Below are 23773 nucleotides of genomic sequence, written 5' to 3' on the forward strand. Positions count from 1 at the left end.
TATGTATTACAAAGACATACGAGTCTCAAGTTTATGACCTTTGATAATGGTAATATCTTGGCTGTTGAGCCTTAGTTTGCCATTATTTGTTTCAATCAAGTAACCAAGCTCTGGAAAGTCTTCTCCACCTGCGTCGGTCAACTGCTTACGCGCACGGTGAACCATAATGTTCATGTGGTTCATTTGTACGCCTAGCGCTTTAATTAAATCTTCGCGGTAAATCCAGCCCTGTTGATCTAGCTCTATGCCTTCGTCTTTGTCTTGAATACGAAGTCGGGCCAATAACAGTAACAAATAATGATGGCTACGAACGCCTAAATCAATCATATTTCCGTTGAGCGTAACAGACAGTTGAGTGGCTTCTTCATCTTGGCTGACAGAGAAGGATAAGCCGCATGGTTTTACAATGGGTTGACTGTCTAAATGCTTGGTCATAGGGGCTGCACCTGCGGAATAGAATACCCACTGATTGTTAAAAACACTGACCAGCCCACCGTCAATAAGTGCCTGACGATCATTGGTATTAAGATCCTCTAAAAACCAATAATTAAGCATTTTATCATAATAGATAATGTGGGTTGGGTTCTCTTCGTCAGGAAGTAGTAATTGGTCTGAAACTTCAATGACCTGTTGGTTATCTGACTGAGATACCAAATACTGGCATTCTGCGTTCAGGTTGCCAACAACAAATGAGTTTTGCCCCGGGGCTGCGAAGTCTAGCTTATCATTTTCGCATAGTTGATACGGCAGGTTTTTATCAATCTTTTTATCGTTGAGCCAAATTCCGTTAGTACTCACGTCTCTAATGAGCCATTTGCCTTGGGCAAGTTCAATGATGGCGTGATGGCGTGAAACGCCCGGCTGATCAATCAGCGTATCGACATTAAATTTATAACGGCCGATCGTATGATAGCTTTTCAAATATACTTTTGTGAGTTTATGTTCATCAATAAGATAAGCCATGAATATGTCCTTACATTACCATTTACTGTTGTCTTTAAGCACGACACAAGTTTAAAAGTTTCAGATTCCTACTTAATTTTAACTGCGTCATTTACCAATACTAAAGTCCCTTTAACTTGAATTTTGGATAGTTCAACGGGTTCAAGTGATGGGGTGTTAATTCCAGGTACAACTTCAAACCAATGTGAGAAAAAATCAACGTCAGTTACTTTCAGAGAGTTAAAATTATTGGCTAAACATCTATTTTAATCTTTACATTAAGTAGTTTAGAGAATTTAGACTAGCTCGCCAATTACACGGTATTACATACGTACCTTAATCCCATATTGCGCATTATTGCAGAGTGAGCCATATTTTAAAACACTATTTGACTCGTCATTTACGAGGGTAAAATGGGCGAGTTCAGAAAAATGAATACGGTAAAATTAGCGGGAGTCTATAACTTCTGTGATTACTTCGATTGTGAACGTTTAACACTGAACGCCAGTGCCTTGAAAGTGGTGACAGATTTTACCCGTAGAGCGCCTAAAGTGATCTTAAAGGACGTTGATATTGCCCATGCATTGTAAATGATGATTAATGGTCACGTTCGTTCTAAGTTGGTTATTGATCATGATGATACGTTTTTGGGCGTTGTTAATTCTCGGGATTTGACGGGGAGAAACGTGCGCAGTATTGCCCAAAAGCGAAGTCAATCAAGAAGCGACTTGTGTGTGGAAGATGTGATGACAAGTAAATCGGATTTACACGCGTGGCCATACAGCGACATTGAAGAGGCAAAAATAGAAGACATTCTCGAAACACCCAAAGAAATAGGGCAGCAGCATGTATTGTTAGTTGGCGGTGATGGAGGGCTTCGTGGAATGATATCCGCCAGCGATATTGCTAAGTCGCTACACATACCCGTCAATATCTTTCAAAAAGCGCACTCTTTTAAAGAAATCTTCGCCATTATTCACGAGCATGAAGAAATGTCGGCGTAATTTACTCAAAAATAAACGGTGACGCTGATTATTCAGCGCACCGATTTTACAAGTATTTGCTATGCGTTGTGTTCAATCAGGTAGTCAAGTGCGCCTTTGACGGCTGCAACTTGACCGTCAATGCAGTTTTGCGGTGTTGCTGCAGCGCCATCCGGGTAGACTTCTGTAGTTGTCACATAGGGAGCATCAGTCATCCCCATACACAGGCCAAGCGCTGTACCATCGTAATTAATGACACCAAATTGTTCAAGGGGCACGCCTATCAGCTTGCCTGCTTCATCGGCTGGCGCGATTTGGGTAACTTTAGCCACATTTGTAATAACGGCTTTTTGAAAGTCAGGCTGTGGCTTTTGCGTGTGTCCAACTAAATAGAATCCATCTGGGATATTCCAGTTGTGATTCTCTATACCATCTCTGGCAGCGAGCGCTGGTCTAAATTCACTATTGTCTGTATCGGTTGTTTCATGCAAATCAACGTGACAAAGCATGTTATGGTTGTGAGCTTGAACGAAATCCATTGCAAGCCGAGACTCGTTGGCTGGTGAATTTTTATAGAATGAGCGATTTGGGTCTATCGCATCAGGGTTCCAGCGGTTAATGGTTTCATAACCCCATGGACTAATACAGGGGAGAACAATGATATTGAAGTGTGTTTCATATTGTTTGGCACTGTCTCTTACAAACGCCAAAGCGCCATGCACGCCACTTGTTTCATAGCCGTGTACGCCACCTGTAACTAATATCGTTGGTTTATGATCTTGCCAGTCTTTGGTTTTTATGGCGAATAATGGATAAGTGTGCTGAGCATATTCCAACATCCCATATTCGATGATAGTGAATGAGTCGGCGAATTGCTGAATTTGCGTAACAACATCGTTTGTGTAACTACGTTTTATTTGCTGTTGAGAGAGCCATTGTTGCTTGTGCGATGCTTGCCAAGGCTTATTGGCCTCCCCGATAGGATAGGGTTTTGACATAAGAGCCTCAAATAAGAGAACAAAACCCAATCCTAAGTGCTTTGTGGTGCAATCGCAAACTACTGCGCTAGATAACCAAACTCTCTAAGTTTGTCTTCTTGCGTGTTAGAAAACTGCATGGTTAAGAAATGCACGTCACCATCAATGGTGGATACTTTAGTCAATTTGATACCACAAAACTTACGTACACTAATGTGGGTGATCCCTTCTACCGGAATGTAAACGTGGCGACCAAAAGCTGATGTATAAAATAGGCCGTTGTTGCACATACTAGCCTGGCGCTTTCCTGAAAGCGTCATTATTAGGTTTAAGTTAATTGCGCCAATCAGGATAAAAGACATGAGCATAGCGCCTTTAAGTACGCTGTCGCTGTGACCTTTGGTGATAAACAGTGAGATTGTTAGTAGACTCATCACCATAATAGCCACCGTTGTATAGAAGGTTACGTTTACTTGTAACCTTAGTTCTCTCATTGTTCGATTTACCATTTTATTTTACTGATAGGTTGTTGTTAAGTTCGTTTAGATTAATGAAACAAAATGGATGAAATATGGAGGCAGTAAAATTTGCCATCCTTTTTACTGAGAAAGTTGTGTTCAAAGACACTGGCGCATCAAGTGTGTAATTGATTTGGATACAGCTGTGCTTGTCCTCAGAGAACCAAAGCTGCTATTCAGGCAGGTGTATTAATTGTGATAGCTCTCGGTGGAGAATATGCTCGTCTCCAACGTTTAGCTGTATCAAACGTTTTAGATGAGTGACGCTGTCTAGGTCAATTTGACTGCAATGTAGGCCTAAATGATCATGTTCAACATGTCGAACTTCGACTTCCATAGAAATCACAATGTCACTGTCCGGCAGAGATACCTTAATACTGGCTAATTCGTCTTTGAGAGGTACATAGCCTTGTGGTAGCGTTACTAGCGCCCCTTTAAGCGATAAATCAAGTAATTGGCAATGATAGTCGCCACTGGCAGTCATCAACAGCGCGGGTGTTGAAAATAGCACTCGGGTAAATTTTCTACGCTCTTCCATCACAACTCCAAAATGGCATGTTTAAGATAAGCATAGTTGCATATTGCAACCAATACCAAATTAAAAAGCCCCGAGTTATCGGGGCTTAAAGGCAGGTTAGCCTATCTTTTTATATTTGATCCGCTTTGGCTCAGTCGCTTCTGCGCCATAGGTCTTTTTCAACCACTCTTCATATTCTGTGTAATTGCCGTCAAAGAAGTTAACTTGGCCTTCATCACGGTAATCAAGAATATGTGTCGCAATACGGTCTAGGAACCAGCGATCGTGAGAAATACACATTACGCAGCCTGGGAACTCTAAAATAGCATTCTCCAAAGCACGTAGCGTTTCTACGTCAAGGTCGTTGGTTGGTTCATCTAGTAGGATAACGTTACCACCTGCTTTTAATAGTTTAGCTAGATGTAAACGGTTGCGCTCACCACCAGAGAGTTCTTTAACGAACTTTTGTTGGTCATTACCTTTGAAGTTAAAGCGCCCAACGTATGCGCGGCTCGGTATCTCAAAGTTACCAATTTTCAAGACATCCTGACCATCAGCAATTTCTTGGAAAACCGTGTTATTCTCACCCATATCGTCACGGAACTGGTCAACGGTTGCCAGCTCTACGGTATCACCAACTGTGATTTCACCCGCAGTTGGTTGTTCTTGACCACTTAGCATTTTGAATAGCGTTGACTTACCGGCACCGTTGGCACCGATGATCCCAACAATGGCACCCTTAGGCACAGTAAAGCTTAAATCATCGATGAGTACACGGTCGCCAAAGCGCTTATTAAGGTGGCTTACTTCAATCACCTTGTCACCTAAGCGCGGGCCAGGTGGAATGAATAGCTCATTAGTTTCATTACGTTTTTGGTAATCAGATTGCTGCATCTCAGTGAACTGAGCCATACGCGCTTTAGATTTAGCTTGGCGACCTTTCGGGTTAGAACGGACCCATTCCAACTCTTTCTCAATGGACTTTTGGCGCGCTTTTTCTGACTTTTCTTCTTGTTTCAAGCGTGCATCTTTTTGCTCCAGCCAAGAGGAGTAGTTACCTTCCCAAGGGATCCCATGACCGCGGTCAAGTTCTAATATCCAACCTGCAACGTTGTCTAAGAAGTAACGGTCGTGGGTAATCGCAACGACTGTGCCTTCATAATCATGTAAGAAGCGCTCTAGCCAAGCAACAGACTCAGCATCCAAGTGGTTGGTTGGTTCGTCAAGTAGCAACATGTCAGGTTTTTCTAGTAATAGGCGACAAATTGCAACACGACGACGTTCCCCCCCTGACAAGTGCTCTATTTTGGCGTCCCATTCAGGTAAACGAAGTGCATCAGCAGCACGCTCTAGTACATTATCAATGTTGTGACCATCGTGAGCTTGAATAATCGCTTCTAGCTGGCCTTGCTCTTTGGCTAAGGCGTCAAAGTCTGCATCTTCCATTGCATATTCAGCATACACTTCATCCAGTCGGGCAAGCGCATTTTTAACTTCGCTGACCGCTTCTTCAACAGTTTCACGTACCGTCTTGCTTTCATCAAGTACAGGTTCTTGTGGCAAGTAACCTATTTTGGTGCCAGGTTGTGGACGAGCTTCGCCTTCAAACTCTTTGTCGATACCAGCCATGATACGCAGTAGGGTCGACTTACCCGCACCGTTTAAACCAAGAACACCAATCTTAGCGCCTGGAAAAAAGCATAAAGAAATGTCTTTTAAGATGGTTCTTTTAGGTGGCACAACTTTGCTCACCCTTGACATTGTATAAATATATTGAGCCATGAGGTTCCAATTATTTGATTATATTGTTTGGCGTTATTTTAGTGAATGCAAAGCGTTGGAGCAATGTTTTAGCTCAATTACTCTGCCAAAGGTATGAACTGCAAAGAGCAAACCTAAGACAACATTATTATTTTACAAATGTGTATTAGTTGTGTGTTTTTCAATCGGTAATGAAGGCGAGGGGTGATAAGGCGTAACTTTATAATAATAGGTCATATTTGACCTGTTTTAGGGGCAAGAAAACGGTAAGATTAGCTTACATTGAGAACAATTTTTTAGACAGATTGTAAATAAATACCAAACAGAGCAAAACGAAACTCAGGCGAAAATATCAGCAATTTATGTTTAGCAAACTTTGTGAATCATTTTCGTAATTCAATGCTCCAAAGAGTTGGTAATTAGCCAATAGTAAAGTCTGCTTAGTTGGTACCTAGGGAACGTACCAAGAAAAAAGGCATTCTTTACTGAAGTTTGGCTACCGCTCAATTGTACGGTCTCGTTGCATGTACTCGATGGTTGTTTAAGCCGCCGCAGTCACACACCACCAGCGATGATTTAGTTAATTAAGAAATTAAAGGGAACAGTACAGTAATGAATCAATCACCTTCCAAGCCTGCAAGAATCTTTACAACCAGAAAAACCCCGCGTGGCGGAGAAATCTTGCGCTTTGCACGCCAATTGCGTGGCTATACCCAGGCGGAATCTGCGGCGAGCTATGGAATTGAAGAACGCACATTAAGGCGTTGGGAGAACCGTGAGTTTGACCCCAAATGGAACGACGTTATCAGCCTAGTTGAAGACGTGTATTTACTTGATATTTTAGAAGTTATAGGAAAAATCAATCATGACGACACACATAACGATTAAACAAGTTCGAAGTGCTTTGAAGCGTTGGGGAAAGTTCTGGCAATCCAGAGAATATGGCAAAGGTTTTAAGCGCAGCTCGATGAGTGATTCATCAGGTCGACCAACGGGCGGTGCGATGGGGGCTGACGCGATGTCAGTACCGCAAGAAATTGAGTTAATTACCCAGCTAGTAGCAGCAATGAGGCCTGAATGTATACGCGCTATTCGCGCGCGCTACTTAATGTCTGGCACATTGGCTGATGCTGCAAAGTTAGTTGGCTTTGACTCAAAACGTTCAGCAGAGTTTTGGTTAGTCAAAGCTGAACGCAGTTTGTTGGTCGAATTCTCGACCAACCTTAATAGTGTATAAGGGGTAACTATGTCGCTGATGATCACGGTCGAACAGATCAAAAAGCACGAAGGGTACAAGCAGTACCCTTATTATTGTACAGGAGGCAAACTGACCATTGGGTATGGTCGTAATCTCGATGATAACGGTGTCGGTGAGGAAGAAGCCGAGCAGTTATTAGCCCATGATGTACAAGAGGCCAGAGCGGGCGTTAAGCGTCGTATTGATGTGAGCAAGTGCAATGAAGCGCGTATGGCTGTACTGATTAACATGGCATTTAACTTAGGCCTAAATGGATTAATGGGTTTTAAGAAAATGCTTACGCATGTTGAGCGGGGTAACTTCGAGCAAGCAGCACTCGAGATGCTTAATAGCCGTTGGGCAAATCAGGTGCCAAATAGAGCCAACGAACTTGCGAAGCAAATGCTGACAGGGGAGTGGCAATAATGGGGTTATTGGCGAAACTATTTGGCAGTGCGACGCAAGACCCTATTCAGACGGTCGGAAACATCCTCGATGAGCTGTTTACTAGCGAAGAGGAAGTGCTTAAACAAGATTTGCTTAAAGCACGCTTAGTCGCCAAATCAGCTCAAGTACAAGCAAAGATCAACGCACTAAGTGCATCGCACCGAAGTGTTTTTGTTGCAGGTGCTAGGCCCTTCTTATTATGGGTATGTGGCTTTGGCTTTTTGTTTTCATTCGTCATTAATCCAATATTACAATGGCTTTGGCCTGATGTGGGGGCGCCGCAATTGCCTTTAGAGGTGATGCTGGAGTTGACTTTAGGTATGTTGGGTTTGGCTGGGCTGAGAACGTTTGAGAAAGTGAAGGGAGTTGCCAAGTGAGTCAACCAGAGCATTGGCAAATGAAAAAGGAACTCAATTTAGCCCATATTATTACCACGGTTACATTGCTGGTATCAGGAATTCTCTATTTGGGAGATTTAGACAAGCGTATTACCACTAACACGCAAGAGCTGTCTCATTTAAAGCAGATCCGCAATGAAGACCAAAAACGAATTGAAAAGCGATTAGATTCAATAGATAAGAAACTCGATACCTTACTTGGCAGCAATCTGCGTCAAGACTAAGTATCAACTTGGTGTTTCACCACTAAACATCACCCTGTAATTCTTCTCACATGAGTGTGCGCAATAAAGCACACGGCACCGAGTTTTCCATTAAGGAGTAATCTGTGAACAATGCAATTGAGCTATCACGCTTGGCGGTGCCAGATGTGATTGAAAGCTTAGAATTTGAAACTATTTATCAGCAAATGCAAAACGCGCTGCTAGAGGCAATACCCGCGTACACACAACTTGAGTCAGATCCTGCGACTAAATTGCTGGAAATTGCCGCAACCAGAGAGCTGTTGTTGCGCCAGCGTATCAACGACGCCGCACGCTCAGTGATGGTGGCTTATGCGCAAGGCAAAGATCTTGATCATCTGGGCATACTGTTTGGCGTAAAACGCTCTGAAAATGAAAGTGATGAGCGATATCGTGCTCGTATTCCTCTGTCTTTAGAAAGTCACAGTATGGCAGGCACTATGGGGGCATATGAGTATCAAACCATGGCTGCAACGCAAGGCGTAAAAGATGTTTACGTGTATTCGAGCCAACCAGGTGTGGTGGATGTAAAGGTACTTCCTCAACAAGGTGCGGATCCCATTGAAGTGATCAGTCAAGTGAGAACTCATCTAAATGATGAAGATATTAGGCCGCTTACAGACTTGGTCAAGGTGCACCAAGTAGTGCCCAAGAAATACCAGATCAAAGCCCAAGTTTACCTCAACGAAATCGCTGATAAGGCGCAGGTAGATGAACAAGTCAACAGCAAGTTAAAAGCCTTTATTTTCGAGCACTATAAATTGGGACAAGAAGTTCCCCAGTCGGGGATCATCGATATGCTACATCAAGCTGGCGTACGTAAGGTAAAGCTGTTAACGCCGGATGATGACATAACATGCCAGATTGACGAAGCCGCCATTGCAGATTCAATCAACATTGAATACTTGTAGGAGTGATTGATGTCAAAAACACAAACGGTTGATGAGTTTCAGTCTTTACTGCCGCCAAACGCCAGCGGGTTTGAGCAAGCACATGAGCGTGCCAGTCACTTTAGTCCAGCTAAATCAATTCCTGATTATGTGGCAAAACACTGGGATCCAGAGACTTGCCCTGAATCGCTGCTACCTTGGCTTGCTTGGAGCTTATCAGTTGATGAATGGGATGAGCAATGGCCTACAGAAGCAAAACGTACGCTTATTCAAAACTCAGTAACGATTCACAAACATAAGGGCACCGTGGGGGCGGTAAAACGCGCTTTAGCTTCACTGGGTGTTGTGATGGAGTTTTTTGAATGGTTTGAAGACGTTGACGATGCGGTATTAGTGCCAGTACACAGCAAAGAACCCAATACATTTACCTTTATTGCGTGGGCCAACGAACAGGCATACACCAGTCAAACCATCACGTTATCGAAGCAGTTGTATGATGATATATATCGAGTAACAAATCATACCAAGCCCCAGCGCGCCCACTTTGACTTTTTGGTCGGCGTAAAAATGAATAGTGGGCTAGCCGTTGCCTCAACCAGCAGTGCCTTACAAGTAGGGCGGTTTAACTACGATACCGTACCGGTAAAAGCTGCGCCTAGTGAAATAACCGCGGGCTTAACGGTGGCAAGCCAAAGACGCTTTGGGGTAAATCGCCAACATGGATTTACTCAGGCTGTTGAAGGTCGCACACAAAGCACCATAGGTGCAGCAGTCCACCTTACTAATCAGCGCCACAGTGTTGCGCGATTCTATATGCAAAGCCCGCAAAAGCTTCCGGCTGGTTGTTATTACTTACAATCGGGCCTTGCGGCGGGTTGTCATTTCAATAACCGACGCATGAGCGTCGGGCGCTTTTATTTACATCCAACTGAGTAGTTAGCGGCTATACGCATTTGGTTAACGTATACACATTGCCTAGCGGCACGAAAAGATAGGTGTAATTTACCACTCGGCATGCCGTGTAACTGCTTTATTTCTATCGTAAAAGGAGTAAGTGCAGTGAGCACAATCTTACGGCCAACGATTACCACCGCCGGATTGGAGGCGGTGTTTAATTCAGACAAAAATGGCTTTCAGGCCAAAATTAGCAAAATCGGTTTAGGGACGGGGAATTATACCCCAGACCAAAGCCGCAGCGCGTTGCAATCAGAAGTACACCGCATTTCAGTTGCCAGCGGTGAATACAAAGGCAATTCGCAAATTCATATGAGTGTGATTGACGACACCAGTCACAACTTTTGGGTCAACGAAGTCGGCTTTTATCTAGAAGATGGCACCTTGTTTGCCGTCTATTCAAGCCCAGACAAGCCGATAGCTTATAAATCAGCCGAAGTAGATTTATTGCTGGCCTTTGACTTGGTGTTAACGGGGGTGCCAGCAGAATCCATTACCGTGATTGACCAAGGGGTCAATCTCAACATTCTGATAGCCCCTGAGCTTGCCAAACTAGGAGCAGCGCAAATCGGCAACATGGCTCGTCACCTCAAGCAAAAATTTGCTTTGATGGATGCGGGTGTACTTTAAATAATAAATATCAAATAGTAAGAGAATAGGAATTGAACATGACATGTAAGCACACGTCTACCTTGGCAAAGCAAGCCGTACAAACATTAAATGATGCCAAAACGCAGCATCAGCACGCCTTGTGCAAAGATGCTCGCAACAACGCCTATCAGCGAGAAGTGGATGGGTTAGCATTTAAATATTTAGCGACTTGTGCGCAATATGGAGAGCATCACGCACTTTCTCTTCATGCGAAAGAGTCATGGCTAGGTGCAAGAAGGGCTGTGCAAGCGAGATATCCTAAACCTGACTATTGATATTGCAAAGAGTTGATTATTCAACAAGTAAACAAGCAAACCCACTTAGTGGGTTTTTTTGTATTTGAAAATATTACAAGGAAATTTCATGGCTTTAGAGCAAGATATTGGCCGGTTGATAGATTCAACCGATCGATTAACTGACACGGTAGATGGCAAGATTTCAGAGATCACGACCACGCTGAACCAAAAATCACAGGAGATAGACAGCAAGCTATCTGCGAAAGAGCAAGCGGTGGATGCGAAAATTGCGAGTTTTCAAAAAGCGTTGCCACTTGCGCCAAATAACCTGTCAGATACCAAACTTTTTTCAAAAATTAATGCAGACCATCCAGAAGGTACAGTGGTTGATGTGATGCAGTCACACTCAGCACCATGGAGCTGCTTTTATTATAAAGGTACTGAAGGAACTACCACAGTCACCAAGCTAGGTAATAAAATGCTTGCGGAGCATGGGCTGGATCCCAACTCTGAGTTTCATAGGGCTTTAGGCAATTACCGCTCTGATATTGATAGTTATTATGGCAGCAACTTCAAAATCCTATTGTTCGATGTGGATTTAACCAAGGGAAGAACTGATGATCCTGAATCGGGCCGGCTGTTTGTTTTGAACCAAGGATGTCCAACTTTTACAGGTTGGAGCAAAGGTGAGTTTCTAACCCAAGCAAACTGTTGGGTGAATGTGTTGGAGCAATCTGGCAGCTTAGCATTTTATCCATCACAGAATCGCTCTGCAACTATACGAGTCGGTGCTAATGACGTAGGTAAAGGATGGCAGTATAAACATGCTGTTCGTCACGGTTGGGGCGGATGCCACCAACCATTTTTCGGAGGCCTTGGCAAAATGAAAGTAGCTATTGCGCTACCTTACGTCGGTACTGGTGATCATGGTGATAACTTCATTTGGGCTGATAGCGTCGGCCATCCATATTCTCACACCGGTCCTGCAAATGAAGAGGGAGCATAATCATGGCGGTATTAAAACAAATTTCAACGCAAACAATTTTTGCAGGTGGCGTTAAAGATGCAGTTCATGCCGCACATATCGCAAAACAAGCGGAAGTTGCAGCGGATGACTATGAACTCATTTTTGATGAGCAAGAAATACAAGCGTTAAGACGCACACAATATAGCCAAGAAAGTGACTACCTATTTTTTGACTATATGGCAGCAGTGACAGAGTTTGGTGAGACTTCACCAGAAGCTGTTGCTGCCAAAGATGCATGGTTGGCAAAGCGAAATGCCATTAAAGAGACCTACGCTAAACCAGAATAACTCTATTTAAACCACACAAAACCCGCTTTTAAGCGGGTTTTTTATTTTTAACCCTGCCAGTTTAGCAGTATGGCAAGTCCATTAGTTGGAGAACAAAAATGGCTTTAGAACAAGATATTGCCAAATTAATCGAGGCATCTAATGACCTCACTACAGTAGTAGATAACAAAATTGTTGATATAGATGCCAAAGTGGCAAGTAAGAGTGCAGAAGTTGACTCTCTTATTACCAATACCAACAATAAAGTAGACAGCAAACTCGATCAGCTTGCAGTTATTGGGAACGGAGGTTATGGCTCACGTGCTATTAATGTTGCTAACTTTTTCACCAATGATTCAGGCGTGACTAACCTACACTTTAAACTGCCTTTTAACGCCGCAACAGACCATGCCATGTTTCATCTACATATAAAAGGCTATGCATACGGAGAGGGAAAAGTAGTAGACGCAACTATGGTCGGTTATTGCTACAAAGCCGTGGAAGATGTCATAAACATAGATGCTGTGGGCACCCACGCTCCGCATGTATACAAAGGTTCTGATGGCCATATTTATGGTCGCTTAAGCTTTTCTAATCAATACTATTTGACTGTTTCTGTAGACACCATGCGTGTAGGCAATGGTCGTTTGTATAAACACGGCGACATTGAAATTATTCGTTCACAACAAGAAACTTTATAAGGAATATTATGATGGATACGAATATCGCAACATTGGTGTCACAACAGCAACAAGCAGTCATTATTGAAAAACAGCAAAAGCAATTCTTGCGCGGCAAAATAGACCAACAAGTCGCAGACAGTGACTCAGTGCTCGGCACCACCTCAGATACCACACATATCTTGCTCAATGAACTCAGTGGCTTTATTAACAAGCTAAGTCAAGCGCAAAGCCTTGCTGAAATGCGCGCCTCAACCGAGTCGTTAAAGGCGGCGATTGGCAGTATTGAACAGCAAGTCACGGATGGCAGCCTAGAGTTTCCTTATCAAGTGAAAGGGCAAGCTCAAGTGGTGGATGAAATTTGCGCAAGAGCACAAGGCGTAAGCCAAATATTAAAGCAAAGCTAACATCACAAAGTGGCAGTAAAACGGGAGGCAATAGCCTCCCGTTTTGCATTGTGCATATTTACTGCGTGACGAAGCGCCAGAACACGAGGTATTCCCCCACTTAGGTGGAGTGCTACATAATGCCGGTTGTAAAGCCTTATATTCATTAACCACAAAGAATGGTTTGTACTATCTACAATTTAACGGCAGCGAACTCAAGCAACCCAATGGCAGAGTCGGTGTTAAAGGGTGAGCTAGAAATGAGTATTTGATCCCGTATGAGCCGACGTCTTGGGGTGATGACAAGCGCATTGCACTGCTAGACGGTGAAAATGTTAAAACTGACTTTAATGGCAATAGCGTCAGCGCATTTTGTCATCACACCCAGTTTCCTATCGGTATCGCCAGCAACTAACCTGTGGCATTAAGGGCTGCAGCAGGCAGCCCTGTATCTTTTAAAGCAGGGCAATTTTGCCCGTTTTTTTTCCTAACCAGTTGACACACTTTCCGTATTGTTGGAGCAGCCAGTATTTTGCGCAGCTCTGCCCTAATTCAACGCCCCACAATTATCAAAGTTCAACTTAATGCAATTTAAACATTCATAATGTTACTTATCAGGAACCACTATGTCTCAATCTACATCACATAAATTCTACCTCGTAGAAGAAACAGAATATGGCGTTACGCCAGCCACAGCTCAGTTTATTGAAGTGCCAATCACCGGTACTACGTTGGGCTTAACTAAAAACACTAGTCAGTCGAACACTATCCGTAGCGACCGTCAGATCTCAGATTTTAGAGACGGCACACAACAAATTGGTGGCGACATTAAAGCAGAACTACAATGGCAAGCCATCGACATGTTGCTTGGAGCAGCGTTATGCGGCCAGTGGGAAGCCGACAAGCTGAAAAGTGGCACAACTCGCCGCAGTTTCAGTATTTTGCGCCACTTCACAACACTCTCAGCAGCAGACAAACCATATCAGCTGTATCGTGGTATTGAGTTGAATAACATCAATATTCAACTCGGCACGGAAGGGGTGACAACAGCAACGTTCAGCGCAGTGGGTAAATCGGTGGAAGCACTTTCTGAATTACCAGTTGGCGCTACATTGCAAGCAACTGCGCCAGTACCTGCGGTAGATAGCTTTAACGGTCAGGTGACAGAAGGCGGCGAAAATCTAGCGGTTGCTACTGAACTTGGCTTCACCCTTGAAAATGGTATTGAGCCGCGTTTTGTCATTGGCTCTAACGAAACAATTCGCCCATCAATCGGCCTATCAAATCTGACCGGCACTTTGGGTGTTTATTTTGAAAACCACGCGCTACTTGAGAAGTTTTTTACAGGTGAGCAATCAAATATCAGTTTCTCAATGACAGACCCTACAGGCAATCAATACATTGTAACCGTGCCAAACCTTCGCTACACGGGCGGTCAACCTGACGTAGAAAGTACCGGTGCGATCATCGTGTCATTGCCATTCCAAGGCTTACTGTCAGAAGCAGAAGGCACTAACCTAATCATCGAAAGGAAAGCAGTAGCATGAGCATGATGGAAGACTTTTTCACCAGAGAAAAAGCCAACGAAGGCATTAAAATACCGCTCACATTACCTGATGGGTCAGTCTCTGATCATTACATAGTGGTACGTGGTATTGACTCGGATGCGTTTAGAGATGCAGAAACACTAGCAAAGCGTAATGCCATGGCGTTTGCTGCCATTGAAGATGAAGCTGAGCGTGCAGCTGCATTTGCTGATGAGCGTTTGGGGCTAATTGCGGCGTTGGTGGCTGATTGGTCATTTGATGAGCCATGTGAGCTTGAAACCGTTAAAAAGTTTTTACATCAAGCACCACAAATTTGTGAACAAGTAGACAAAGTTGCGGCCAAACGCGCGCTTTTTTTCGCCAAAGGGTTGAGCAGTTCGCCGACTACGCAAAAAGCGAGTTCCAACTAAATACCATACCCAAAGGCGCACGCTTAACCCGTAAACAAGCGCTTAAACAGGTCTGGAAAACCACAGGTCATAAGCCAGCCGAACTGGCAGAGCAAGTCGCTCTGCCAGATGAGCTGGCTTATTTATGGCACTGGTATTTAGAACTGAAAAGCGACAATCCTCTCAATTTTACCGAGATTTACCACTGGTCATCCCTAACGCGTAAACGCCTCCGTTCCTGGGAGGTTGATCTTTTGCGCTCAATAGACCGCATTTATTGGAGTGTCATGCATGGCAACGAACGCTGAGCTTTCCCTATCGTTACTTATTAAAGAATCTACCATCGCAACGCGTGAACTCTCAAAGCTGGAAGAGCAATTAAAGAAAACCACCAAAGTCGGTGAACAATTTGCGGACAAAGTTAATGACGCTAAGAAGTCGCTAAATGATTACGTAAAAGGCATGCAGTTATCTAGAAAAGCTTCTGCCAGCTTTGCGAAAGACACCAACGCATCGGGAAAAGCTTTCAATGGATTGATTAAAGACCTAGACGGTGCTGGTAAAACGTTTACTCGCTTATCGACACGATTAGTGAAATCTGGCAAGTCTGTAACTGGCTTCAACACCCAAGTGAATGATTCATTCGCATCGCTATCGCTACGGTCAGCGTCTGCTTCTCAGCAATTATCTGTTTTAGAACAAAAATTTAAGAAAAACGTGCGTGCCGGTAATGACTTTAACAAGGCGCTTACCAGCTCACAAGGTGCAGCACTCACTAAAGGCAACAACAAGTCTGGAAAATTTAACAAGCGAAGTGGAGCTTCAGGAGGTGCACTCAGAGCTGTCGCAGCACCTGTGACAGCGGTTGCTGGAGCCGCTGTTGCAGTAGGGGAGCAGGTTGTAGAGGTTAGTAAGCAGTTTGAAACACTTGAAGCACGGATTGCAACGGTTGCCTCTAGTTCGCAAAAAAGTAAGGAAATATTTGCCAATTTAAAGGATATGGCAGAGGCAACACCACATAGTATTGAGCAAACCAGCAATGCGTTTGTAGCTTTATATAATAATGGGTTGACGCCTACACAAAATGCCATGACAGCGTATGGTGATATTGCCAGCACGCTTGGTATGTCGATCGAAGAAGTCTCTGACTCGGTGATTAATGCGACCTCTAACCAAGCAAAAGTTCAGCAAGATGCATTTGCAAACTTAGGTGTTACAGCGGTCAAAAACGGCGAATTACTTACCCTGACATACAATGGTGTTACCACCAACATCAAGGACAATAGTGAAAACATTCAAGCTTATCTGACTGAGCTTGGTCAGAATAATTTTGCCGGTGCCATGGCCAAAGAAATGGATACCATGGGAGGCAGAATTGAGCGGTTTGGATCGGAATGGGACGAATTATTCCTCAATATTGGAAATGCAGGCGTTGGTGATGTAATCAAAGACTCAATCTCGCTTGCTACTTCCGCATTAGATGAGTTTAACTCGATGCTTGCCTCTGGCGAGCTTGCAGGGCACCTCGGAGCCATAGCCAAAGCCTATAACCTAGATGCAGTCGCCGAAGCATTCTCAAGTACTTTTGATGGCATGGGGGCTGATGTTGAACAAGCGTTAGATTTCATTGGCAAAGCTATGCTTCATTTACCAGCAAATGGGCAAATGCTGGTGGATATGTTGCAAGTTCACTTGAAACAACTGCCTGCTCATGCGCAGCTATATGGAGCCCAGTTTAAGGCGTATTTGGTCGAACAGCTCGATATGCTGTTAGGGAAAGCAGGTATCATCGGAAGTGAGCTGCTTGATAAACTCAATCCATTTGATGGTGATACGTTTAACTATGACGCCGCCACTGATGCATTCGAGGCACAAGCACAGGCACGAGCTAGAGCTTCTGAAGATTTATTTACAGCTCAAGAGCGTGCTATTGCCAAGTCAAAAGCCAGCAGCTTTGAATTAATACGAAAAGAAAGAGATAAGTCGATTGCAGCGGTTGAAGCTGAAATTGATAAAGCAAAGGAGCTGCGTAGTGAATACGACAAGGCAAATACCGAACGCCAAAAAACTTTTAAGAATGCGTCAACCAATACGCAGTTAGGGTTGAAACCAGCGGCGATTGGCACTTCTGAAGGTGCGGCCAGCTCAGGGTTAGACAAAGTAAATATATCCACGCAATCGAATGATTCCTCTAATGAACTTAGTCAACAGCAAACACAACTTCAAGAAAGTTGTGAGCGTCAACTACAAACCGTTACCGATGCAGAAAACCTACAAACTCAAACTCAGCTAGCGTTGATTAAAGAGCGTAACGGCAAAATCCTAGAGCTGGAAAGACAAAAAAATAGCCAGTTAGCAGATGAAGCGTCTGGCTTTATGTCGAACCTACAAAACCTAGGCAATACACTCAATGCAGATTTAACGAACCCTGAAAATGTAGAAGCCTCGGTGCAGGCGATGGTTGAGGCATATGAGTCAGGTAAAACGCTTATTGATGAGCTGTTTTATGAATCCGATGATGAAGGTGAGTCAGCTCAAAGCGGTGAAGATGAAGTTGCTGCTTTAGAAGCGCAAAATGAAACTAAGGTGGCCGCAACACAAGCGCTTGCTGAACAACAAGCGCAGATAGAAGTTGAGCAAACCAAACAAAAATCCAAAGCCATGGCTGACATTGAACGAGAGCAGCAATCGCAAAGGTTGAGCCAGGCATCTGACTTTTTCGGTGGTGTGGCAAGTGTGGCAGCAGCGTTTGGTGGCAAGCAATCCAAAGCAGCAAAAGCCGCTGCAATCGCACAAACCACCATCAAAACTTATGAATCAGCGACCAATGCGTACGCCTCTTTAGCGGGGATACCGTATGTTGGGCCTGCACTTGGTATTGCAGCGGCGGCCGCTGCTGTTGCTGCGGGTATGGCGAATGTTCAAGCGATTAAGTCAACGAATTACTCGGGCGCTTACGACCACGGCGGCTTAATTCCTGCCGGTAAAATCGGTCTTGTGGGTGAATATGGCCCAGAGCTGATAGCGGGTCCTGTGAATGTCACCAGTCGCCGCACTACAGCTGGTTTGAACACCTCATCAACTAGCGCAGAGCAAGCACCACAAAATATCGACAAATCAGTCAAATTTAATTACGTCATCAATGCCAATGATAGCGACGCAGTCGCGCAAGTTATGAAGCGTGAGCGCGCCAAAATCATGCAAGATGTACGCTATGCAATGGAGTCAGGAGAATGGGATTAACCGCCTTAACACAGATAGCCAAGGCTAAAATTTCCTCGGAAACAAAAAGCTTAGTAACCAAAAATAAATACAGTTTTGCTCGGCAAGTACGTCAGTTGGGCCAGCCACAACGCTGGCGTATTAAGCTGACATCTGCCGCGATGCCATATCAACAAGCGATGGCGGTGTACGCCGAAATCGCAAGTCTTGATGGGGTGTTTGAGAAAACATTTTTGCCAAACCCATTACCTCAAATTGGCAGCGTGGTGAGTGCCTTCACGGCGCAGTCTCTACAACAAGGCGAAAGTTCTGTTCGAGTGGGAGTCAGTGCTAAAGCTGACGGTGTGGCCTTTGGTGCCGGTGATTTTATTCAATTTGCTAATCATCACAAAGTGTATCAAGTCACCGGCTATAACAGCGATGCTGAAATCATCCATTTTTATCCGCGGCTTAAGAGTAACGTTGCTGGTAACACCGCTATCCACTGTGGTGAGCAGGTGAATTTTTTGGTCTATAGCGATGATGATGACACGGAGATCTCTATCTCTGCAGGTCGTCCCGTTCCCGTAAATGTGGAGCTAGTAGAGGTAATGCAATAATGTCAACTCAGTTAGCACAAGCGCTGGCGGGGGATTATCAGTTTTGTCACCTACTCGAAATCAGTTTTGACTGGGGAAAAATCTACATGACCGATGCTGATGAAGACATCAGCTATAACGGCAGTATCTATCTGGCTGGCATGTTTAAGCGCTTTAGCTCGGTTAAGCATAGTAGTGGTATTCGAATTGGTGATCTTAGGTTGGATTTTAATGCCTTAGACCCCGCGGTCGTTGCACTGGGGCTGGGTGAAAAGTGGATGAACCGTCGTATCGACCTAACCAAGCTGGTGGTAACAGATGGCCCTGTTGGTCGTTTGCCCTTGTATCAAGGTCTTATTTCGAAAATGAATACTGACTCCGCAGGCTCGCTCAGCTTCACTGTCAGCTCAATTTGGGCGGACTTTGAAAAATCAGCAGGCAGACAAAGTAACACCGTTAGCCATCAAAAGTTTTTCCCAAGTACCGATCCATTTGAACATACACCGTTTTTAAATGACTCCATTCCGTGGGGGAAAGAAGGTAACGGTACTGTGAGATCAAAATCAGCAACACCAACAGATGAAACACCAGCATCTGGTGATACTCTTCCAAGGCCTTAATATATGGGTATTTTAAATAAAATCTTTAAGTTAGTTGGCTTAGACTTAGAGCCTAAAGTTGAGCCAAAAGTCAGAGGGGTCGATTTTAGTGTCCCAGCAACCGATGATCACATCCCTGTTTTTTACGGTGAAACCAGACGTACAACCGGGACTGTCATTTATCGTGCAACGAATGACACGGACGGCGATGAAGTAAAAAATGAATTACTTCATTTGATCATTGTGTGGGGGGAAGCCAATGGTTGTACTGTAAAACAAATATATATTGATGATGAGGCTATCACCTCCGCAAAATTTGACGATGAGGACGGTAGACGTTGGGCGTATGCTCGTCATAGTCACGGCTCTCAGTACAGCGACCCGATTTTAAATCGCAGTGGTTGGGAGCCAAGCTTTAATCATCCACAAGGGTTGTTATACAGCTATGTACGACTAGAAATGGGGGCAAAAGACCCCATTTTTAATGCCCGACCCAATATCACGGCAGACATTGAGCAGGTATCCATTTATGACGTGCGTACTGCCCGCCAAAGTGCGTGTGTTTCAAACCCTGCATTGCAACTGTATGACTATTTGACCGACAGCCGTTATGGCAAAGGGTTGAGCTCATCGCAGATAAACGTAGAGAGCTTTAAAACCGCAGCAACCATGTGCGACTTGTTGGTTGAACGTTACCCGGGCAGCCCCAAAGCGCCTCTTTATACCTCAAATGTGCGTTTGGATACCAGTAAGTCAGTTAAAGCCAACTGTGAGATGTTACTGACAGCCATGCGTGCAAGCTTGCCTGTGGTCAATGGCAGACTAACCTTGGCGCTTGAAACCGATAAAGCGCCGGTCGCTTGGCAGGCAAATGAACAGACCATCGTCAGTGAAATAACGGTTACCGATGCCTCGAAAAAGGACCGATTTAACCAAGTATCGGTACAGTATTACGATGAAACGCGTAACGGCAAACTACAGGATGCGGTATTTCCTGAAAAAGACAGTGAACTGGATACGCTGTGGCTAAGTGAAGATAACGATATTCGCCTTAGCAAAAGGATTAAAATTGAAACCCTAAACAATTACTACGAAGCGTTGCGTATTGCGGAATTTATCGCCCGTAAAAGCCGCGAGCAACTTAGCATTAAGTTTACTGCGCGGGATGATGCCGCACTGCTTGCGATTGGCGACATCATCAGGGTAACAGATGAAGTACTAGGATTTGAGCAAAAACCGTTTGTGCTCAGCGACATGACACTCAATAGTAACGGTGAAGTTGACTTGAGCATGGTTGAGCATCAGCCCAGCCATTACACTTGGTTACCCGGTGCAAGACAGCCCACGATTCCAGACACCATCTACAATTCTCGCAAACCTAACCCGCCCTCAGAGCTGCAAGCGAGCGTCAGTGAAGATCATAAATTACTGATTGAGTGGCAGTCTGCGCTGGAGGACTTTGAATACAAAGTAATTCGTGATGGTAAGGTCATCAAGGCAGGCGACACCCTGTTGCATGAGATTGAGCTGGCTTTGGATGCAGGAGACTATGAGTTTCAAGTTTTTGCTGTGAACGCTTTAGGCTATCGCAGCAACGCGGCATCGCTACTGTTTAGTGTTGATGTACCCGCAGTGCCAAGCGTAGAAGTAACCTCTGTGACCCCAACTAGTGTGGTGCTATATGCAACCACCGAAGGTGCGGGCTTACTCACGAACTATGAATGGCAGTTTGCCGGTGAAGGTGAACAAAGAAACGTTATATCACAAACCTTAACGGTCTCTTCATTGCTGCCAAATACCCGCTACGAAGGGCAAGTGCGCACGCTCAGTCCAGCGGGGAAAAGTGACTGGCATACCTTCTCAGTTACGACCGCCGAGCAGGGGACTTACGAGCGCAGTGTGGTGCTGGCGTTTGACCTCAGCCAGCAACCACACTGGCTTGGTACAGGCGTGTCTTGGCAACCTGAGAATATGGTCAACCAGGTGCGAGTGTCACTAATAGACTTAGCAGCGCAAACAGAGCTTGCTTATCAAACCTTAGAAGTGGTTTTAAATGATAACGGAGTCATGGTTGCGCAGCTTGGTGATGAGCAGGCCAACCTCACAGACAGCGAATTGTCTATTGAGTTTGATGGTCAACAAACCAGTAACTTGACTGTCACTGCAACCCATGAAATGCAAGTGGTCAGACAGACCTTTATCGTCACAGGGTTAAGTATTAGCGAAATAAGGGAGACACAGGCACACATCGCAGAAATTGACGCGCTTGCAAATACCATCTTAGAACAAGCGCTTAATACCGAACAAATTTTTGATGCAGACCTCACTAACACCTTACTGTTGGAGGCAAAAACTGACACCACCAATGCCAAAGTCGCAGAGGCGGCTGCGGCCCAAGCGGATGAAAACTTAGCAGTAGCAACGCGTTTTTCTGAGGTTGAAGCACAGCTTGGCGTCAACGAGGCTTATATTTCAAATGTGGAGCAAGCGCTAGCAACCACCGACCAAGCATTGGCAACGAGTATCAGTCGTGTGGAATCGCAAATTGATGACAATAAGGCACAAATTATTGGCGTTGAGCAGGCGCTGAGTACAGAGACGCAGGCAATCGCGACGAAGATTAGCGAAGTCAAAGCCCAAGTGGGTGATAACGCTGCCAACATTGTGGGTGTTGAGCAATCATTAGCAAGTACGGAGGAGGCGCTCAGCAGCAAAATTACGCAACTGACATCAACCGTTGCGGACAATCAGGCTCAAGTGCAACAGTACTATATTACCAAAGCGGATGCACAAAGCGCGGTTTCACAAGCAAAGACTGAGTTGCAAGCCAGTGTAGATCTCAATCGCGCATATCTGGATCAGACCTTTTATACGCAAGCACAGACAGATCGTGCTATTAGTCTTCGAGAAAACGTTGTGCGCTCAGAATTCGGTGAAAGTTTGAGTGATTTTAGAGATATAACCTACACCAAAGCGCAAGTTGACGGGGCTATAGCGTTAAATTCAAGCAACTTAACCGCAAAGTTTGATAAAAATATTGGTGATCTTGATGACGTCTATTTCTCACAAGCAGATGACAATGGTGCACTGGCCAGCTTTGTCAGAAATGTGAGTGTAACGACAGAGCAAGGCTCTGCGAGCGTGTTTCAACATATGAACGCGCAAGCAACAAGGTTGAATGACCAAGGCGAGGAGATTAATAGCTTATCAGCACGGGCTGAGATAGGGGTCGATGCCAATGGCAATGTGACAGGGATGACCATCACACCCGGTGAAGTAAGCTTTAAGGCTGGGGTTTTTAACTTGCTTGACAATGATAACAACTCAGCGGTCTCTTTCGATACAAGCTCTGGAAAATATCAATTTAATGGTCATATCAATGCGACAAGTGGGTCTTTTACTGGTCATGTTGAAGCAACGAGCGGCTCGTTTTCGGGTCATGTGGTGGCAAACAGTGGCACATTTAAAGGCAGAGTTGAGGCAACGAGTGGCTTTTTTTCGGGTCATGTGGTGGCAAACAGCGGCACATTTAAAGGGAGAGTTGAAGCTACCAGTGGAGAAATAAGTTCCGTCACATTACGTTCATGCACTTGGGATGCAGGGGGAAGCAGTACTATTTCAGCAAGCTCTGGGATGCTTGCAATTAGGCGAGATGGGGTAATTAATACAAGGTTTTTGGCCGAAGGAGAAGGATTTCTAAGAAAATTATTCATTTATAATAATGGAAGGAGTGATGAATGGGGCTTAAATATCGAATACCATAAAAATGGTATTTATGTCGACCCGCGTGTCGACGATCCTGACAAAGCACCAAAATATTGGGCGCTTTATGCAAAAAATGGTGAAGTTGGCCCTCACACCTCAGCGCATGAAACCCTGCTGCCCAAAGCGCTCACCCCAGAACCAGGGGATATTCTGTGTGATGATGAACTGATGCATATTGCTAGTATCTCCAACGCCATTTGTACTGCCAAAATAAGTAGTACCCCGATGGATGTTACTGCCCGTGGCATTTATACCCGTCGTCGTAACCTAACGGACTCACAACCTGCTGGTTTGCAGGGGTTTGAAGAGTGGGAGCAGCTGGCTTATTTGTACGATGTGGCTTGCATCAACGCAGGTGGTGAAGGGGCCATGAATGTGTGCGGCGAAGGCGGCGACTTACAAACGGGCGATTTAATTTGTTCAAGCTCCATGCTTGGCAAAGGCATGCGCCAACCTACCCAAAGTGAAGAGCGTTACACCATTGCACAGGTGCGTCACAACGTCACTTTCGATTCCCCCGACCAAGTTAAACAGGTTGCTGTAATCTACAAAAGAGGATAA

General features: G+C 44.7%; 27 protein-coding genes. 22 read left to right on the top strand and 5 right to left on the bottom strand.

Annotation, left to right across the window (positions count from 1 at the left end; genetic code table 11):
* Positions 1–6 precede the first annotated feature (6 nt).
* A complete protein-coding gene (locus L1070_RS06655; protein ID WP_070984966.1) occupies positions 7–963 on the bottom strand; it encodes an FHA domain-containing protein in 957 nt (318 codons plus the stop codon).
* A 392-nt stretch (positions 964–1355) separates the two neighbouring features.
* Here L1070_RS06655 and L1070_RS06660 point away from each other — a divergent pair, with 392 nt between their 5' ends.
* A complete protein-coding gene (locus L1070_RS06660) occupies positions 1356–1532 on the top strand; it encodes a hypothetical protein (RefSeq protein ID WP_237124944.1) in 177 nt (58 codons plus the stop codon).
* Positions 1533–1946, top strand: coding sequence for a CBS domain-containing protein (locus L1070_RS06665; protein ID WP_237124945.1), 414 nt, complete (start codon positions 1533–1535; stop codon positions 1944–1946).
* A gap of 59 nt (positions 1947–2005) precedes the next feature.
* On the opposite strand, the gene L1070_RS06670 is transcribed toward L1070_RS06665, so the two are convergent.
* The 4 genes from L1070_RS06670 to ettA form a co-directional block, all read right to left on the bottom strand.
* Positions 2006–2923 carry a M14 family metallocarboxypeptidase gene (locus L1070_RS06670; RefSeq protein WP_237124947.1) on the bottom strand — a complete coding sequence of 306 codons (918 nt, stop codon included), beginning with the start codon at positions 2921–2923 and terminating at the stop codon, positions 2006–2008.
* Positions 2924–2982: 59 nt separating this feature from the next.
* Entirely contained in the window at positions 2983–3396 is a 414-nt protein-coding gene (locus tag L1070_RS06675) for a hypothetical protein (RefSeq protein ID WP_237124948.1), read from the bottom strand.
* A 196-nt stretch (positions 3397–3592) separates the two neighbouring features.
* On the bottom strand, positions 3593–3958 hold the full coding sequence (locus L1070_RS06680; protein WP_237124949.1) for a PilZ domain-containing protein: 366 nt from the start codon (positions 3956–3958) through the stop codon (positions 3593–3595).
* 96 nt (positions 3959–4054) lie between these two features.
* On the bottom strand, positions 4055–5719 hold the full coding sequence (gene ettA, locus L1070_RS06685; protein WP_237124951.1) for an energy-dependent translational throttle protein EttA: 1665 nt from the start codon (positions 5717–5719) through the stop codon (positions 4055–4057).
* Between the two features lie 591 nt (positions 5720–6310).
* On the opposite strand from ettA, the gene L1070_RS06690 reads away from it, so the two are divergent.
* The 20 genes from L1070_RS06690 (at position 6311) to L1070_RS06785 (ending at position 23773) form a co-directional block, all read left to right on the top strand.
* Positions 6311–6586 carry a helix-turn-helix transcriptional regulator gene (locus L1070_RS06690; protein WP_070984978.1) on the top strand — a complete coding sequence of 92 codons (276 nt, stop codon included), beginning with the start codon at positions 6311–6313 and terminating at the stop codon, positions 6584–6586.
* Entirely contained in the window at positions 6564–6935 is a 372-nt protein-coding gene (locus L1070_RS06695) for a hypothetical protein (protein WP_237124953.1), read from the top strand. Before L1070_RS06690 ends, L1070_RS06695 begins: the two co-directional genes overlap by 23 nt.
* Positions 6936–6944: 9 nt before the next feature.
* Positions 6945–7361, top strand: a complete 417-nt coding sequence (locus L1070_RS06700; protein ID WP_070984982.1) for a glycoside hydrolase family protein — start codon at positions 6945–6947, stop codon at positions 7359–7361.
* The gene (locus tag L1070_RS06705) at positions 7361–7759 is read left to right on the top strand and encodes a 3TM-type holin (protein WP_237124954.1); all 399 of its coding nucleotides are present in this window, start codon (positions 7361–7363) and stop codon (positions 7757–7759) included. Before L1070_RS06700 ends, L1070_RS06705 begins: the two co-directional genes overlap by 1 nt.
* Positions 7756–8004 (top strand): hypothetical protein, encoded by a 249-nt coding sequence (locus L1070_RS06710; RefSeq protein ID WP_070984986.1) that lies wholly within the window; start codon positions 7756–7758, stop codon positions 8002–8004. Before L1070_RS06705 ends, L1070_RS06710 begins: the two co-directional genes overlap by 4 nt.
* A gap of 104 nt (positions 8005–8108) precedes the next feature.
* Positions 8109–8933: a baseplate J/gp47 family protein gene (locus L1070_RS06715; protein ID WP_237124955.1), complete on the top strand. Its 825-nt coding sequence runs from the start codon at positions 8109–8111 to the stop codon at positions 8931–8933.
* Positions 8934–8942: 9 nt separating this feature from the next.
* Positions 8943–9848, top strand: coding sequence for a phage tail protein I (locus L1070_RS06720; protein ID WP_237124956.1), 906 nt, complete (start codon positions 8943–8945; stop codon positions 9846–9848).
* Between the two features lie 123 nt (positions 9849–9971).
* Positions 9972–10496 (top strand): phage tail protein, encoded by a 525-nt coding sequence (locus L1070_RS06725; RefSeq protein ID WP_237124957.1) that lies wholly within the window; start codon positions 9972–9974, stop codon positions 10494–10496.
* Positions 10497–10534: 38 nt separating this feature from the next.
* Positions 10535–10792, top strand: coding sequence for a hypothetical protein (locus L1070_RS06730; RefSeq protein WP_237124958.1), 258 nt, complete (start codon positions 10535–10537; stop codon positions 10790–10792).
* An 88-nt stretch (positions 10793–10880) separates the two neighbouring features.
* On the top strand, positions 10881–11759 hold the full coding sequence (locus L1070_RS06735) for a hypothetical protein (RefSeq protein WP_237124959.1): 879 nt from the start codon (positions 10881–10883) through the stop codon (positions 11757–11759).
* Positions 11760–11761: 2 nt separating this feature from the next.
* Positions 11762–12067 carry a hypothetical protein gene (locus L1070_RS06740; protein ID WP_237124961.1) on the top strand — a complete coding sequence of 102 codons (306 nt, stop codon included), beginning with the start codon at positions 11762–11764 and terminating at the stop codon, positions 12065–12067.
* A gap of 98 nt (positions 12068–12165) precedes the next feature.
* Entirely contained in the window at positions 12166–12747 is a 582-nt protein-coding gene (locus L1070_RS06745; RefSeq protein WP_237124962.1) for a hypothetical protein, read from the top strand.
* Positions 12748–12755: 8 nt separating this feature from the next.
* Positions 12756–13133 (top strand): hypothetical protein, encoded by a 378-nt coding sequence (locus L1070_RS06750; protein WP_237124963.1) that lies wholly within the window; start codon positions 12756–12758, stop codon positions 13131–13133.
* A gap of 247 nt (positions 13134–13380) precedes the next feature.
* Complete coding sequence (locus L1070_RS06755) at positions 13381–13527, top strand: hypothetical protein (protein ID WP_237124964.1); 147 nt, start codon at positions 13381–13383, stop codon at positions 13525–13527.
* A 211-nt stretch (positions 13528–13738) separates the two neighbouring features.
* Positions 13739–14659, top strand: coding sequence for a phage tail tube protein (locus L1070_RS06760; protein ID WP_237124965.1), 921 nt, complete (start codon positions 13739–13741; stop codon positions 14657–14659).
* Complete coding sequence (locus L1070_RS06765) at positions 14656–15069, top strand: hypothetical protein (RefSeq protein WP_237124966.1); 414 nt, start codon at positions 14656–14658, stop codon at positions 15067–15069. The genes L1070_RS06760 and L1070_RS06765 overlap by 4 nt, the downstream gene beginning before the upstream one ends.
* Before the next feature lie 270 nt (positions 15070–15339).
* Positions 15340–18291 carry a hypothetical protein gene (locus L1070_RS06770; protein WP_237124967.1) on the top strand — a complete coding sequence of 984 codons (2952 nt, stop codon included), beginning with the start codon at positions 15340–15342 and terminating at the stop codon, positions 18289–18291.
* A complete protein-coding gene (locus L1070_RS06775) occupies positions 18282–18869 on the top strand; it encodes a hypothetical protein (protein WP_237124969.1) in 588 nt (195 codons plus the stop codon). The genes L1070_RS06770 and L1070_RS06775 overlap by 10 nt, the downstream gene beginning before the upstream one ends.
* Positions 18869–19468 (top strand): DUF2163 domain-containing protein, encoded by a 600-nt coding sequence (locus L1070_RS06780; protein ID WP_237124970.1) that lies wholly within the window; start codon positions 18869–18871, stop codon positions 19466–19468. Before L1070_RS06775 ends, L1070_RS06780 begins: the two co-directional genes overlap by 1 nt.
* Positions 19469–19471: 3 nt before the next feature.
* Positions 19472–23773 carry a phage tail protein gene (locus L1070_RS06785; protein WP_237124971.1) on the top strand — a complete coding sequence of 1434 codons (4302 nt, stop codon included), beginning with the start codon at positions 19472–19474 and terminating at the stop codon, positions 23771–23773.

It is taken from the genome of Pseudoalteromonas sp. MMG022, from assembly GCF_021654245.1.
Taxonomy (GTDB): domain Bacteria; phylum Pseudomonadota; class Gammaproteobacteria; order Enterobacterales; family Alteromonadaceae; genus Pseudoalteromonas; species Pseudoalteromonas amylolytica.

Excerpts from the sequence above, each read along its gene's own strand:
- L1070_RS06655 (WP_070984966.1), bottom strand. The coding sequence starts at position 963 with ATGGCTTATCTTATTGATGAACATAAACTCACAAAAGTATATTTGAAA.
- L1070_RS06660 (WP_237124944.1), top strand. The coding sequence starts at position 1,356 with ATGGGCGAGTTCAGAAAAATGAATACGGTAAAATTAGCGGGAGTCTAT.
- L1070_RS06665 (WP_237124945.1), top strand. The coding sequence starts at position 1,533 with ATGATGATTAATGGTCACGTTCGTTCTAAGTTGGTTATTGATCATGAT.
- L1070_RS06670 (WP_237124947.1), bottom strand. The coding sequence starts at position 2,923 with ATGTCAAAACCCTATCCTATCGGGGAGGCCAATAAGCCTTGGCAAGCA.
- L1070_RS06675 (WP_237124948.1), bottom strand. The coding sequence starts at position 3,396 with ATGAGAGAACTAAGGTTACAAGTAAACGTAACCTTCTATACAACGGTG.
- L1070_RS06680 (WP_237124949.1), bottom strand. The coding sequence starts at position 3,958 with ATGGAAGAGCGTAGAAAATTTACCCGAGTGCTATTTTCAACACCCGCG.
- ettA (WP_237124951.1), bottom strand. The coding sequence starts at position 5,719 with ATGGCTCAATATATTTATACAATGTCAAGGGTGAGCAAAGTTGTGCCA.
- L1070_RS06690 (WP_070984978.1), top strand. The coding sequence starts at position 6,311 with ATGAATCAATCACCTTCCAAGCCTGCAAGAATCTTTACAACCAGAAAA.
- L1070_RS06695 (WP_237124953.1), top strand. The coding sequence starts at position 6,564 with ATGACGACACACATAACGATTAAACAAGTTCGAAGTGCTTTGAAGCGT.
- L1070_RS06700 (WP_070984982.1), top strand. The coding sequence starts at position 6,945 with ATGTCGCTGATGATCACGGTCGAACAGATCAAAAAGCACGAAGGGTAC.
- L1070_RS06705 (WP_237124954.1), top strand. The coding sequence starts at position 7,361 with ATGGGGTTATTGGCGAAACTATTTGGCAGTGCGACGCAAGACCCTATT.
- L1070_RS06720 (WP_237124956.1), top strand. The coding sequence starts at position 8,943 with ATGTCAAAAACACAAACGGTTGATGAGTTTCAGTCTTTACTGCCGCCA.
- L1070_RS06730 (WP_237124958.1), top strand. The coding sequence starts at position 10,535 with ATGACATGTAAGCACACGTCTACCTTGGCAAAGCAAGCCGTACAAACA.
- L1070_RS06735 (WP_237124959.1), top strand. The coding sequence starts at position 10,881 with ATGGCTTTAGAGCAAGATATTGGCCGGTTGATAGATTCAACCGATCGA.
- L1070_RS06740 (WP_237124961.1), top strand. The coding sequence starts at position 11,762 with ATGGCGGTATTAAAACAAATTTCAACGCAAACAATTTTTGCAGGTGGC.
- L1070_RS06745 (WP_237124962.1), top strand. The coding sequence starts at position 12,166 with ATGGCTTTAGAACAAGATATTGCCAAATTAATCGAGGCATCTAATGAC.
- L1070_RS06750 (WP_237124963.1), top strand. The coding sequence starts at position 12,756 with ATGATGGATACGAATATCGCAACATTGGTGTCACAACAGCAACAAGCA.
- L1070_RS06760 (WP_237124965.1), top strand. The coding sequence starts at position 13,739 with ATGTCTCAATCTACATCACATAAATTCTACCTCGTAGAAGAAACAGAA.
- L1070_RS06765 (WP_237124966.1), top strand. The coding sequence starts at position 14,656 with ATGAGCATGATGGAAGACTTTTTCACCAGAGAAAAAGCCAACGAAGGC.
- L1070_RS06770 (WP_237124967.1), top strand. The coding sequence starts at position 15,340 with ATGGCAACGAACGCTGAGCTTTCCCTATCGTTACTTATTAAAGAATCT.
- L1070_RS06775 (WP_237124969.1), top strand. The coding sequence starts at position 18,282 with ATGGGATTAACCGCCTTAACACAGATAGCCAAGGCTAAAATTTCCTCG.
- L1070_RS06780 (WP_237124970.1), top strand. The coding sequence starts at position 18,869 with ATGTCAACTCAGTTAGCACAAGCGCTGGCGGGGGATTATCAGTTTTGT.
- L1070_RS06785 (WP_237124971.1), top strand. The coding sequence starts at position 19,472 with ATGGGTATTTTAAATAAAATCTTTAAGTTAGTTGGCTTAGACTTAGAG.